General features: G+C 38.6%; 19 protein-coding genes. 5 read left to right on the top strand and 14 right to left on the bottom strand.

The window, feature by feature from the left end:
- Positions 1-56: 56 nt before the first annotated feature.
- The 6 genes from WKT17_RS02400 to WKT17_RS02375 form a co-directional block, all read right to left on the bottom strand.
- Complete coding sequence (locus WKT17_RS02400) at positions 57-245, bottom strand: hypothetical protein (RefSeq protein WP_118576033.1); 189 nt, start codon at positions 243-245, stop codon at positions 57-59.
- A 136-nt stretch (positions 246-381) separates the two neighbouring features.
- Complete coding sequence (locus tag WKT17_RS02395; protein ID WP_118576031.1) at positions 382-747, bottom strand: type II toxin-antitoxin system PemK/MazF family toxin; 366 nt, start codon at positions 745-747, stop codon at positions 382-384.
- Between the two features lie 579 nt (positions 748-1,326).
- On the bottom strand, positions 1,327-1,800 hold the full coding sequence (locus tag WKT17_RS02390) for a sigma factor-like helix-turn-helix DNA-binding protein (protein WP_291683193.1): 474 nt from the start codon (positions 1,798-1,800) through the stop codon (positions 1,327-1,329).
- Positions 1,801-2,125: 325 nt separating this feature from the next.
- Positions 2,126-2,557: a hypothetical protein gene (locus WKT17_RS02385; RefSeq protein ID WP_117502278.1), complete on the bottom strand. Its 432-nt coding sequence runs from the start codon at positions 2,555-2,557 to the stop codon at positions 2,126-2,128.
- A gap of 4 nt (positions 2,558-2,561) precedes the next feature.
- On the bottom strand, positions 2,562-2,774 hold the full coding sequence (locus WKT17_RS02380; RefSeq protein WP_024720749.1) for a sporulation initiation factor Spo0A C-terminal domain-containing protein: 213 nt from the start codon (positions 2,772-2,774) through the stop codon (positions 2,562-2,564).
- 150 nt (positions 2,775-2,924) lie between these two features.
- On the bottom strand, positions 2,925-3,242 hold the full coding sequence (locus WKT17_RS02375; protein ID WP_291683194.1) for a helix-turn-helix domain-containing protein: 318 nt from the start codon (positions 3,240-3,242) through the stop codon (positions 2,925-2,927).
- A 179-nt stretch (positions 3,243-3,421) separates the two neighbouring features.
- Here WKT17_RS02375 and WKT17_RS02370 point away from each other — a divergent pair, with 179 nt between their 5' ends.
- Positions 3,422-3,628, top strand: a complete 207-nt coding sequence (locus WKT17_RS02370) for a DUF6219 family protein (RefSeq protein ID WP_008688150.1) — start codon at positions 3,422-3,424, stop codon at positions 3,626-3,628.
- A gap of 76 nt (positions 3,629-3,704) precedes the next feature.
- On the opposite strand, the gene WKT17_RS02365 is transcribed toward WKT17_RS02370, so the two are convergent.
- The 6 genes from WKT17_RS02365 to ltrA all read right to left on the bottom strand — a co-directional run bounded on the left by WKT17_RS02365 (position 3,705) and on the right by ltrA (position 8,182).
- On the bottom strand, positions 3,705-4,076 hold the full coding sequence (locus WKT17_RS02365; protein WP_291683195.1) for a hypothetical protein: 372 nt from the start codon (positions 4,074-4,076) through the stop codon (positions 3,705-3,707).
- 9 nt (positions 4,077-4,085) lie between these two features.
- Positions 4,086-4,658 carry a hypothetical protein gene (locus WKT17_RS02360; RefSeq protein ID WP_291683196.1) on the bottom strand — a complete coding sequence of 191 codons (573 nt, stop codon included), beginning with the start codon at positions 4,656-4,658 and terminating at the stop codon, positions 4,086-4,088.
- A gap of 250 nt (positions 4,659-4,908) precedes the next feature.
- Positions 4,909-5,148 carry a hypothetical protein gene (locus WKT17_RS02355; RefSeq protein ID WP_005344271.1) on the bottom strand — a complete coding sequence of 80 codons (240 nt, stop codon included), beginning with the start codon at positions 5,146-5,148 and terminating at the stop codon, positions 4,909-4,911.
- A 12-nt stretch (positions 5,149-5,160) separates the two neighbouring features.
- Entirely contained in the window at positions 5,161-5,373 is a 213-nt protein-coding gene (locus WKT17_RS02350) for a DNA-binding protein (RefSeq protein ID WP_024720752.1), read from the bottom strand.
- 14 nt (positions 5,374-5,387) lie between these two features.
- Positions 5,388-6,695: a Y-family DNA polymerase gene (locus tag WKT17_RS02345; protein WP_340271826.1), complete on the bottom strand. Its 1,308-nt coding sequence runs from the start codon at positions 6,693-6,695 to the stop codon at positions 5,388-5,390.
- 17 nt (positions 6,696-6,712) lie between these two features.
- Positions 6,713-8,182: a group II intron reverse transcriptase/maturase gene (ltrA, locus tag WKT17_RS02340; RefSeq protein ID WP_117579884.1), complete on the bottom strand. Its 1,470-nt coding sequence runs from the start codon at positions 8,180-8,182 to the stop codon at positions 6,713-6,715.
- An 826-nt stretch (positions 8,183-9,008) separates the two neighbouring features.
- On the opposite strand from ltrA, the gene WKT17_RS02335 reads away from it, so the two are divergent.
- Positions 9,009-9,740, top strand: a complete 732-nt coding sequence (locus tag WKT17_RS02335) for a helix-turn-helix domain-containing protein (RefSeq protein WP_008688138.1) — start codon at positions 9,009-9,011, stop codon at positions 9,738-9,740.
- A 56-nt stretch (positions 9,741-9,796) separates the two neighbouring features.
- The gene (locus tag WKT17_RS02330) at positions 9,797-9,997 is read left to right on the top strand and encodes a helix-turn-helix transcriptional regulator (protein WP_005344265.1); all 201 of its coding nucleotides are present in this window, start codon (positions 9,797-9,799) and stop codon (positions 9,995-9,997) included.
- Positions 9,998-10,054: 57 nt separating this feature from the next.
- On the opposite strand, the gene WKT17_RS02325 is transcribed toward WKT17_RS02330, so the two are convergent.
- The gene (locus tag WKT17_RS02325) at positions 10,055-10,489 is read right to left on the bottom strand and encodes a flavodoxin family protein (protein WP_117594107.1); all 435 of its coding nucleotides are present in this window, start codon (positions 10,487-10,489) and stop codon (positions 10,055-10,057) included.
- Positions 10,486-10,860, bottom strand: coding sequence for an MmcQ/YjbR family DNA-binding protein (locus WKT17_RS02320; RefSeq protein WP_117594109.1), 375 nt, complete (start codon positions 10,858-10,860; stop codon positions 10,486-10,488). Before WKT17_RS02320 ends, WKT17_RS02325 begins: the two co-directional genes overlap by 4 nt.
- Positions 10,861-11,109: 249 nt before the next feature.
- Here WKT17_RS02320 and WKT17_RS02315 point away from each other — a divergent pair, with 249 nt between their 5' ends.
- Both WKT17_RS02315 and WKT17_RS02310 read left to right on the top strand, forming a co-directional pair.
- Positions 11,110-11,433: a MobC family plasmid mobilization relaxosome protein gene (locus WKT17_RS02315; protein WP_117594111.1), complete on the top strand. Its 324-nt coding sequence runs from the start codon at positions 11,110-11,112 to the stop codon at positions 11,431-11,433.
- Entirely contained in the window at positions 11,400-12,758 is a 1,359-nt protein-coding gene (locus WKT17_RS02310; protein WP_121056866.1) for a relaxase/mobilization nuclease domain-containing protein, read from the top strand. The genes WKT17_RS02315 and WKT17_RS02310 overlap by 34 nt, the downstream gene beginning before the upstream one ends.
- Positions 12,759-12,804 lie beyond the last annotated feature (46 nt).

Here is a 12,804-nt window from a genome sequence, read left to right as displayed (position 1 = left end):
CTCCTCTCAAGTACAATATACCATCCTTCAGAAATAATTTCAACTTATTTTGTGTTTTAATGTAAGTTATATGAAATTTCTTTTTCAGATGCATCGACTTTAATATTATCAACTGCTCCCATCTCTTTATTCATCTGATATAATATCTGACGAACTACTGGGGAATCCAATCTGAATCTTTCTAAATCTTTATCTTCGATCACATTACCATTTGCGTCATATCTTCTTACAATTTTTAATGCCATCGCAATCCCTCCCTTTATAAATCATATTCAATCGTCTCTAAAAAATCACCAGAACCGCTCGTCCTGAATTGTCATTCTTTTGTGTTATCCACATTTAACGACGTCATTTTCTGTTGAATTGTCGAAAGCAGAAATATCAGTTTCCTCTTTCGTTCATTCCCATCTGAATCCGTACTGCTTTCAGTACCCGATCTAAGCTCCACTTGTTCACTCTTCCGCATTTCTCAATAATACATTTCGTAGAAATGCTCATAACCTGTTCAGCCAGTGCCAAACTTCCTTTTCGGATTCCCGTCATATCATATTTACTGATAAATACATGTGTTGGCAAATACCGTTTCTTATATATTCTTGATGTCAGCGGAACTACCGTTATGACTGAACTGTATGTATTAGCTTTATTATTGCTCACTACGATCACCGGTCTTACACCACCCTGAACAGATGTTGTAGGAAACATACCGAGATCTGCCCATAAAATATCTCCTCTGCGGATTGTCATTTGTCCTCTCTCCAATCTATTATTTTTATTTGTAAAGCATCCATAGCGCTATATTGGCTCCACAGGAATACGGCAGAGTTTCTTTCCCATAAGGAAAGCTCTGCCGCATAACCTCTATAGCCAATTTGATTATTAAACAGTGCTCGCTCGATTCTATTTATCCTCGATACCCCGAATCGTTACTCCCGCATATGCAGGAAGGGAATAATAACCTGCCCGAATGCATACTCCGGACCACAACCCGAAAACTCTCGTTTCCAGGCTCCAGCAGTTCATAGGTTTACCAGTTACAGACTTCTCAGGATCTGCAAGTGTATCGCATCTCATACATATCATCGCATCACCAGCCTGCCAGCTGGCTTCGGTCAGTGCTTTTTCGCAGCATTACAGACTGAACTAAAAATCTTGGTTTTGTCTTATAATCCTATAGCGGCATCTTCCTCGTGCTCTCTGCATGAAATGTCACGTCAGTTATTATTGGATATTCAGTTATCATGGTTCATTTTAGGAAGTCCTTTAACTTCCTCTAATTACTAAAGTCAAATGACTTTGGCAGATGCAAAAGATTTTAAAAAATTTTTAAAAAAATTTATTCATATACATTTCACGCATCTTATTAAGAGTGGATTTCAGCTTGTATGACAGCATCTGTCTGGAAATCCCCATAATCTCCGCCATCTGTGTCTGTGTCTTGTTTTCAAAGAAAATACCATAAATAATCATGCGTTCCTCTGAGTTCAGTTGATTGATCACTTTGTGAATATCCTGCTGTTCCATTTTTGTCAGTACACAGTGCTCCACATCACAGTTCAAATCTGGAAACTCCTCAATCATGAAGCCTTCTCCATCAATGGACTGACCGCTATAAGGTACTTCTCTCAGCATCTTATCCACAACCTCACCCAGTTCATTCTTAATCTCAACTTTTTTTGCCTTGCTGCTTCTGTAAAAATTATTCATCGCATACGCAACTTCTTTTGTAATCTCGATCATTTCTCCATCAATATTTGCGTAATACTTTCCTTCATAAAAATATGGGTGTTCAATATACATATCCGTTCCTCCTGAATTTGAAATCTTGTTGCTCGTTTCAAATCCAGAAGGCGGACCTCTGTTTAGGATCATGCCTATTCCGCCTTTATCCTGCCGGGATACGCCCGCAGTTATTGGCTGAGAAATTCAGGCACGAAAAAAGCCCCAGTAGTTTTTTCTTAACTACTGAGGCTTTCGTCTCTTTATTGTATTCAGTTATCTATGCCTTCTTTCATCAGCATAATCATTGTATCAGGATAAAGTTCACAAAGTATCCGCAATACGTTCCTATAAGTTCATCTCATTATTAGAATCGTACATATTTCAGTGTAAAAAGTTCACCGTGTTATTCTTCTACTTCTTTTCCATCTATATATAGTTGAAATTTATCAGGATTATTGACAACATCATAGTTCTTTCCATATTCTAAAGGTCTATATTCGGCTGTCATTACCGATTTCCCGTCTTCAATATCCTCTTTCCATAAATAGATGTTCATATCAAGGCTTGTCGCATATCCCCTGTCTGTGGAGAATTTTGTCGAATAAAAAGAATCATCCTTGTACATCTGCAAAAGTTCTCTTGCGAAAGCTTCTCTATCCTCGATATGTCCCCGGTTAGCAACCACGGTAATATTTTCATCTCGATTTACGGAAAATGTTCCAACTACATCCGGTTCGCCTTCCTTATGACCAGATTCAGATTTCCCATAAATACTTCCTGCAGCAATTATCAAGATCACTGCTCCTGAAATCAATGCAATTATCTTTTTCTTCATATTTTTATTTTCCTTTTAGTTTTTTTACTGCGTAATTGATTACTTCTTCCGGTGTAGGTCTTTCTCCTTTAAGTGTCATTTTCTTCCATTCTTCCTGCACAGCCGGATCAGGATTATCAAATCCTGCATCTATGGCTATCTGCATTTCTCTGCGTACTTCTTCTGGTGTTGTGTTGTACTTTTCTGCAATCTTCTCATAAATAGTTTTTTCTCTCATTCATTTTCCTCCGATATATAACTGGATTCACAACTTGTTCTATAGAACCAATTTAGCATATTTCTATTATCATGAAAAGACACTTTACAACTTAAATCTGAATAAATGGTCAAAAAAAGAAGAGCTACTTGCTCTTCCCAGTTTGTCATATCACTCTTCCAATAATGTGTAAATTACTTTGATGATTTTTTTCTGCTCTTTGATTGGAAGTTTTTCAATTTTTTCTGTCAGTTCATTGGTAACACCTGTAACTGAATGTGCCACAACATCAATTAAAAGAGTATCTGCAGAAACATCTAATGCATTTGCAATTGCAACAAAGGTATCCAATTTTGTAACTTTCAAGCCTCTCTCTATTACACTCACATGCGTCGGACTTAAATTTACTAATGCAGCCAGTTCCTCTTGTGTGAGATTTTTTGCTTCTCGTGCCGATTTGATTCGCTGTCCTACTGCTTTCAAATCCATCGTAACACCTCCTCCGGAACGAATAATCGTTCTGGATTTAGTATACTTGTGGATGTCTTCAATATACAGAATCGCAAAACCAAGTTCTAATTCTATAGAACTATATTTCAAGATTTTCTTTGCATTTTCGTAAAAAAGCGTTATGATTGAATCAGTTAAATCAAAGGAGGTATCAAATCATGAAATCACATAAATACTGGTCCTTAGGCGCACTTTTCTGTATGTTGGGATGCATTTATTCTGGAATCAAAAAATCTATGACTGCACATAAATACTTTGCCTATTCTTCATTGCTTTGTATGGGCATGTCCATTTATTCCGGTCACAAACTGGTTTCTCCAAAGAAGAAAAAAATCACTGAATCAAATAATAGTGAGAATAGTTAAATGAAAAATTGACCTTTATTCAGCAAAGACAAAGTTGCTGGAGAATATTTTTTCTCTCCAGCAACTTTCTTTATCTTTAAGCCATTGAAATACAATACTGTCCAATCAGCTTCGTCCAACTATTATATTTATTCTTTTCACACACCTTTCGGCAAATTTCATTTTCCATCAATACACAGAACATCTTATCATAATCAAATGCCCAAACAGCACCATTCACATGGTTTTCCACTGCTTTCTGATCTATGCTCTTTAAGCGTGTGACCATTTTTTCAATTTCTCCATTTCCCAAGTTACCGATATTTTTGCAGATAAACCGAAAGAAATTCAACGTTGCATATTCGTCATGCCAACGGAACTCTTCTGGATTGTTTTTAATTTTACTGGCTCGTTGCTGTTCTTTGATTATCTGATCAGCTACACCTTTCATCGAATCTTCGTATCTCATATTACTCACCTACTCTTCCTCAATGCCCAGTGACGGTTTAAATCTTTTATCCTTTGCCTGCGGTACTACGATCTCATAAAAATAAAATCCTAAATACCCAAGTGCCTGCTTCTTCATTTTATAAAAAGAAGTCCTGCCTATTCCTAACTCCTGCTGTACTTCCACATCTGTCTTATTATAATGACTGCAAAAACAGGAATGAAGGATTTCACTGAGCATCACGCCATTCGGTGCATAGAACTTCACCAAAGTCATTCCCCGATAGATCATGTCCGACAATCCATAAATAATCATCAGATTATTCATCTCCCGGTGCATCTTTGGCACATTCAGCTGGTTGTTATAAATGCTCAGATAACTTAATGCATATGCCATATCTTCGTTGATTTTCTCCTGGCATTCCATATCCAGTTCTTCTAACACAATCTGATTTTCCAAAATCAATTTCTGATAGCTTGTCATCAATTCTTTAATATCAGTATAATGTCTTTCGATTGTAACTTCCAGATAATCCTGTGCATGACTTGCCATCTGGAAGGTAATTTCTTTCATTGATTTAATTGCATAATCTCTGTCTGTCATCAGTTTCAAAATCTCCTTATCATCATCACACTAACTGGCGGTCTTTCAGACCAGTTCGCTTTCCCCATGATTTTGATGGGAAGCAATTACTTACTATAACTTGCAGAAGCGGATATCCAAAAGGCATTGTGGGAGCTGCCTTTGCTGACCGGAATCCCTCTTCTTATGTAAAACCTGCAGGAATATAAAGGGAAAGTGACTATCCCTGCCGGTTAATAATCCAAATAATATCGTCTATACCAATCTCTCCTTATGCTGTTTTTCTCTCCATAAACCATTTATCCACTTCGTAAAACAAGTGGCTTTCCTGCCCCTGTATCATACAGGTGTACATCATTCCTACACCGCCTGCCTTTCTGCTGGCGCATCGCTCGATTTTCAAAATTCTGTCAATGCTATACTTTCTTCCATCCTCCCATGTAAAAAATATGGGAACCAGCTGTCCGTCTTTACGAAACTCTGCTACTACATCTACATATACTTTGTTCATGCCGACACCTCTCTATAAAATCTCAATTGCTCTTGGCGATGCCGGGATTCTGCGGATATATCCATTTAACTCCAACTGTTTGATTCTGGAAAATGCTGATGATGTTGATTTCACCCCGATCAATTTTCCAAATTCCCGTATTGTCGGTGGATATCCATGTTCATTGGTATATCGTAAAATACACTGATAACTTTCTTCCTGTTTTCTGGTTAATGCTTTTTTCAAATCTATCCCTCCAATTACCCATGAAAATAACTGTGTGGATGGACCGTGTGCGTACCAGCGTCTAAGTGGGATAAGACTTTATCCTGATACATTGCCGCTCGCTGTATACTGAAATATCCAAACCGTCGTCTGATTTCATCTACAGTACGATCCAGCTTCTCTAACTTTTCCTTTTTCTCCTGATTTCCAAATAAATCCAACTGCACGGGAATATCATCTAACACAAGATCCGCAGCTCGGATTCCCAGGCTTCTAATAGAATGTTCCCATTTGTAATTATCTTTAAATAGCCGAAATGCTGCAGTTACAATCTCGTTTGTAATATTCGTTGGCTGTCGTAAATGTATCTGTCTGGAAAAACTATACAATCCATTATCTCGAACTGTAATTTCTACTGTTTTGCATTTAAATCCATGTTTCCGCAATCGTGCAGCTACACTTTCTGCCAATGCTATTTGAATGATCCATACATCCAGATCATTTTCCAGATCTCTCGGTGTTGTAGTGCTATTACCTATCGACTTTACTGGTGCTTCATATCCTTCCTTGCAAACCGGATCTTCATCCCAGCCATTTGCAAAAGCCCATAATACATTTCCTATTTTTCCAAAATGACTCTCTAACAACTTTTCGTCTGATTCCGCAAGTTGCCCGATTGACCGGATTCCAAGTTTTTGCAATTTCTTATTTGTCTTTCTTCCGACATAAAGCAAATCTGACGCTGGAAGCTGCCATATCCTGTCTTTATAATTTTCTCGATTAAACTCTGTGATTGCATCCGGCTTTTTATAATCTGAACCAAGTTTCGCATAAATCTTATTCCAGGAAATCCCAATACTTACCGTTACACCCAGTTCGTGTTTAATCCGATGGCTGATTTCTCTTGCAATCGTCATCCCGCTTCCTTTCAGATTTCTGCTGTCCGATACATCCAGCCAGGCTTCATCAATTCCATATGGCTCAATTTTGTCTGTATACTCTGAATAGATTTCTCTTGCCATCTGTGAAAATCGCAAATATAAATCCATCCGTGGCGGTACAAAAATAATTTCCGGGCAAACCTGTTTTGCCTGCCATAATGCCATTCCGGTCTTTACACCTTTTCGCTTTGCAATATAATTTGCTGTCAGCACAATCCCATGTCTGGCTTCCGGATCGCCACCGACTGCCAGCGGCATTCCGGCAAATTCCGGATGATGTAACATTTCTACACTGGCATAGTCGGGTAAGAGAAGAGCATTACTGTCCTTCCCTCCCCTAAGAACCGTACGTGATAGTTTCCCATCATACGGCTCAAGCCTTATAAAGCCTATTGCTGCCACAATAAGCCGGTTGTATATCATTCGTATACAAATTTGAAATTGCTGTAGGATTTATTTTTGCGTTCAGCGAAGTATTCCATCCAAATTTCATCGTAGGGATTCGCTTCCGCTTTAATACGTGTAAAACGGGTAATGTTTGTGTCGGTTGCATATACTAATGCGAGATAATTATCCTCCGTCAGCTTTTCAGAGAAAGTCCAGCTACGGTTTCCGATTCTGTGGAAATATTTATCTCTTATCCATGCGGCTGGTTTGTTTTTATGTCTACGTCGGCACCATCTCCATAGCGCCTTGAATGTCTGCCAGTCCACATATCTAAATGCAACCGAAGATACATTATACTTCTGAAAGTTCACCCATCCTCTGATAATAGGATTCAGGCATTTGATCAGATCGGATTGCTTGCCCGTTCGGAACTTCTTAATTGTTCCACGAATTTTACGCATAATTGATTTAACATTCTGTTTTGATGGTTTGGTAAGTAATTTATCCCCATATTTACGAATATTACAACCCAAAAAGTCAAATCCATCGTGTATGTTCGTAATAACTGTCTTTTCATCCGATAATTCTAATCCTCTTTCATGCATGAACTCTTTTACTAAAGGTAGTACCTCGTTTCTTAATAGTTCCTCTGATGCTCCTGTAATAATGAAATCATCTGCATAGCGCACCAGATTTACTTTTGGATTTATCTGTCTACCTTTCGACCAATACCGTTTGAACTTATTCTTCAATAATCTTTCTAATCCGTCCAATACATAATTACACAGCGTCGGTGAAATAGTACCTCCCTGTGGTGTTCCTTGGTCAGTAGCATTGAGTTTTCCCTTTTCCACAAATCCAGCTTTAAGAAATTTGTGCAAAATTTCTTTGTCCATAGGGATATTCTTTTGCATCCATTCATGATTTATGTTATCGAAACATCCTTTTATGTCACCTTCCAACACCCATTCTGGTGCTGTTTTTCGAGCCAAGTCGACAAAACATTGCTCTATAGCGTCTTGAACACATCTGTTGGGTCTGAATCCGTATGAAGTGCCGTCTGCCAGAGTTTCTGTGACTGGTTCCAGTGCCATTTTGTGTAATGTTTGCATTGCCCTATCTTTCATTGTAGGAATACTCAGTGGTCTCTTTTTTCCATTTTTCTTTGGAATGTAGATTCGTCTGAGCGGTTGAGGTTGGTATCCTCTTCTCTGAAGTGTGAATATGGCGTTAAATTTGTCCTCATTACTTATCCAACACACGCCATCTACTCCAGGTGTTCTTTTACCCTTGTTTTCTGTTACTCTTTTTACAGCAATTGCTTTTGCATAAAACGAATGAGTCAGAGTCCATTGTAAGGATTTGATTTTTCCTACTCTGTTCTCCTTTACAGCCTTTGCAATACGCATCTGCAGTTTCTTAACCTCATATTCAGCTGTTCCAAAATCAATATCCTTCCAGCTCTTAATGTGATTTGAAGATGCACACGATTTCTCGTACATTTGCATTTCTCCTTTCAGAAATTCTGCTAATTCTCTTGCAACATAAGACCAGACGGAAGTCTGCCCCCTTTCGGGTGAGTATATTCTCTATCCTTCTCATTACAAGAAGGCATTCGCTTTCTCCGTCCTCCTTACCCGCACATCTATCGGTTTCCCTTACGGGTTACTTTCCGTATCTTTATGGAGATATACGGGCTTACCTTGTTCCACTACATTTATGCTGGTAGATTAGGCTCCACCTTTCTGCCGACGGTTCTATAGTCCGTGTGATGACTGTTTCAACCCCCAACCAAACCGCATTCCCATTTTGGGCCAGGCCCAGCAACCTTTGGCCTGTTCGCGCATAACGGCATTTACCAGTGATTCAGATATCTTAGCCATTCTATCCCAGTCATCATCTCAAGTCAGTGTTGCTCTTACTTGTTCTTATCCTCACGGAATCAGTTCTACATCTCTGTAAAGATGATTTTTCATATCTCGTTTCCTCATAGCAGTTACCCGCTACTTTGTAGATATTAGACTCAACTGACGGAACAGCAGGTCTTACACCTTACGGTAAGACAATAAATGTAGTGACTTTCAAGTCACACAAAACAGTTCATATCACTATGCAGGATCACACGCTCACTCAAACTTTTCACCTCCCAGCTGTTTCCTTCAACATGATGTCTTATCAATTTCTGTATGTTTAGTATATATCGACATTCCGGAGATAGTCAAGTAACATCTTGGTTGCGTTTTCTCCATTTTGGAGATTATTATTGATTTTATTTCTAACATACGGTATAATGCATATAGAAAATTCAAATAGAAATGAGGCGAACAAATGCGTGATTTCGGGGAAATATTAGCAGAAAACAGAAAAAAGAAAGGATACTCTCAATCAGATCTGGTAGACCTGCTTTCTCAGGAAGGTATTCAGGTCACTACAAAAGCAATCTCCAAATGGGAGACCAATGCACGAGAACCAGCTTTACATGTTTTCCTGACACTTTGCCAGTTACTTGATATCGAAGATATATATGAATCTTTCTTTGGAGAAAATCCATATAACATTATGAGTGGATTGAATGAAGAAGGCAGAAATAAATTGATTGAATTTGCTGATATTTTGAAAGCTTCTAAAAAGTTTTCTCCACTGTCTGCAAAGATTATCCCATTCCATCATCCTGTAGAAATTACCTGGGAACCAGTTTCTGCTGGTACTGGAAATTACCTGGAAGATTCTGTAAAAGAAACTTATGACGTAGGACACCTTGCTCCTGAGCAGACTGACTTTGGTGTACGGATCTCCGGTGACAGTATGGAACCACTTTATCATACAGGCGATGTCGCATGGATTCAGAAAAAAGATTCTCTTGCTAATGGTGAAATTGGAATCTTCTATCTCAACGGTAATACTTACATCAAGGAATTACACGATGAGCCAGATGGTGTTTATCTGATTTCTTTAAATCAAAAATATCGTCCTATCCAAGTTTTGGAATCTGACTCTTTTAAGATTTTTGGAAAAGTAATCGGAAAATGCAAAGGTGCAGAAATTCCGGGATTCCATTAGATTTCAACAGCAGGTTCATGATCCTGCTGATAACAATAAGCAAAGGAAGTGATTGAATGGCAATCAATAATACACTAAAAGATATTCGTGAAGAACGAAATCTCATTCAAGCAGATTTGGCTGAAGCCATAGGTTCCTGCAGCCAGACTATAGGCCGCATCGAACGTGGAGAACGTAATCCCTCTCTTGAGATTGCAATCCGGCTGGCACATTACCTGAAAGTGCCTGTAGAAGATATTTTTCAAGTTGAAGATTGAAGCACAACAGCCAGAAAACCGAGGAGTAAAATCCCCGGTTTTCCTTTTGCTCAAAAATTAGTGTAATCCTTTTACAAAGTCCACTGCGTTTTTCATATCTTCTTCATTAGGATGGTCTTTAGCAATACCTCCAACCAGTTTAAATGGTCCGAATGTGTCATACCCTTTACAACCAAATTTTCCAACCACACTGGCATGTTTTTTATCCAAAATCTGCTCTATGGATTTATAATTCGCACTTCCACCATAAGTACAGATCAGAAATACCCTTTTGTCGTCCGGTAGATTCTTTTCTGCAAATCTCAATATCGACTGATGAAATTTTGAAAAATAGATTCCTGATGCAAACCCAATCATATCATAACTGCTCAGAACTGCATCTGGCTGTTTTACAGCATCAATTAAATCAACCTGGCACTCTTCTGTTACGCCCATTACTAATTTTTCTGTATTTCTATGATGTACAGATGCATATACGATTGCTTTTCTCATTTGTTTTCCTTTCTGTCTGCTCCATCAATCAGGTCATAACTCATATCCAAAAAATCCAGTATCTTTGCTTCACTGACCGAACCATCCAGTAAAATCGTGATCCAGTGTTGCTTGTTCATATTGTATCCAGGTAAAAATCCATAAGTCTGAATAATCATATTCGTCATGTCCGGATCACACTTTACGTTCATAATATCAACCGGATCTTTTCCTTCTAATCTCAGTTTCGATTTTTCAACCGTCATGATCACTGCATACCATTTCCCATTTTTATGTCGAAGTACTGCACTGTCCGGTAGTTTACTCCATAAATATTCCGGCATTGTGCCATACTGTTTCTGCACATATTCAAAAATTTCTTCTTTCTTCACAATCTATTCAACTCCTGATTCTTCTGATATCCTGCCCATAATCATACCACATTTTCGTATCCCGTACTACCTGCCAAATTCTTTTGCATTTTCCCGGTTCTCCTGACTTTAACTAATAGAGGGGTAAAACAGCAAGGACAGGAAGTGAGGATACACTTCCGGAAAATCCCAATTTAGGGTACCCTGCCCTAAATTGAAAAACGCTGAAAGCAGCGATACTACTGCCCTCTCAGAAAGGAGAAATTACCAATGGCTGAAAGAAAACGAAACAAAGAAATTCATTTTTATGTCACAGATGAAGAGCGGAAGCTGATCCGCAGGAAGATGATAGAATCAAAGACCAAAAACATGGGAGCTTATCTGCGGAAAATGGCAATCGACGGTTACATCGTCAACACCGATACCACTCCACTGAAGAAACAGTATGAGGAAATGCACAAGATTGGCGTAAATATCAACCAGATTGCGAAGAAAGTGAATACCACCGGAGATCTGTATCCGGAAGAAATGCAAGAACTGAAAGAGATGGTAAAAGAGATATGGCATATATTAAGATCTTCCCAATCAAAGTAACGGACAAAAAAGCTCTGGACTACATTACCAATCCTGATAAGACTGATGAAAAACTATTGATTTCTAGTTTTGGCTGTTCTCCTGAAACAGCTGATCTGGAATTTGCCATGACGAGAGAACAGACAAAAAAGAACGGAATGGATAAAGGTGATAATCTGGCATTTCATCTGATTCAGTCCTTTAAGCCTGGTGAAACAGATGCAGAAATCGCCCATCGCTTAGGACAACAATTTGCAAACGAAGTACTGAAAGGAAAATATGAATATGTGATCAGCACCCATGTTGATAAAAATCATATCCATAACCACATCATCTTTAATGCAGCAAGTTTTGTTGATCATCACAAGTATGTTTCCAATAAGCGGAGCTACCATAAAATCTGCCGGATCAGTAATCGCATCTGCCAGGAAAATGGACTTTCCACTAGTATGCCAACCGGAGAAAAAGGAAAAAGCTATAAAGAGAACATGGAATATCATCGTGGCACCAGTTGGAAAACCAAGCTACGTGTTGCAGTTGATAAGGCAATCTGGACTTCCATTAATTATGAGGAATTTCTACAAAAAATGCAGTTAGCCGGATATGAAGTCCGCCAAGGAAAACATCTGTCCTTCCGTGCACCGGAGCAGAAGAATTTCACTTATATGAAATCTCTCGGAAGCTATTATTCAGAAGAAAATGTCCGCATCCGCTTGGCTAAAAATCGTAACAAAGTGAAAACTCCAAAGCATCTGTCCAGAGAAGCTCGCCTGTATATCAATATCTCCACGTATGTTACAACCGGCAATCGAGAAGGATTTGAACATTGGGCAAAAATAAATAATCTAAAAGAGGCAGCCCGCACCTTCAACTATCTTTCCGAAAATAACCTGTTGAATTATGAAGATTTCAGGCAGCATGTATCTGACATTGAAGCTTCTGTGAAAGTTGCCGACCAAAGAATAGCACAAATCAACAGTGATCTGAGCACACAGAAAATCATTCAAAAACACTGTGATTCTTATCGGCTCTGCCGAAAAGTGATTGAAGATTGCAAATCTGCTAAAAATCCGAAAGCATACCGGACCAAACATCAAGCAGAATACCAACTGCACGATTCACTAAAAAAAGAGCTTCAGGATCTCGGTGTTACCAAAATACCAAGCTTTAATAAAATTCAGAAGCGTATAGAAAATCTTGAATCTGAACAGACTACTACTGTTCGGGAAAAACAAGAATTACAGAAAAAGCTGAAAACTCTGGAAATCATTCAGCAGAATTTCACAGCACTGCTCAATGCTCCGGAGATACAAATTCCTGTATCAGAGAAAGAGCCAACTCTTTAAAAAGAAGAGGTACCTATGTAACGGTGCCTCTTCCCTTTCCATCTAA

This window comes from Blautia sp. HCN-20427 (genome assembly GCF_037890365.1).
In the GTDB taxonomy this organism is placed as follows: Bacteria; Bacillota; Clostridia; order Lachnospirales; family Lachnospiraceae; genus Blautia.
The sequence above is the reverse complement of the archived record's forward strand: the minus strand, read 5'-3'. Positions and strand labels throughout refer to the sequence as shown.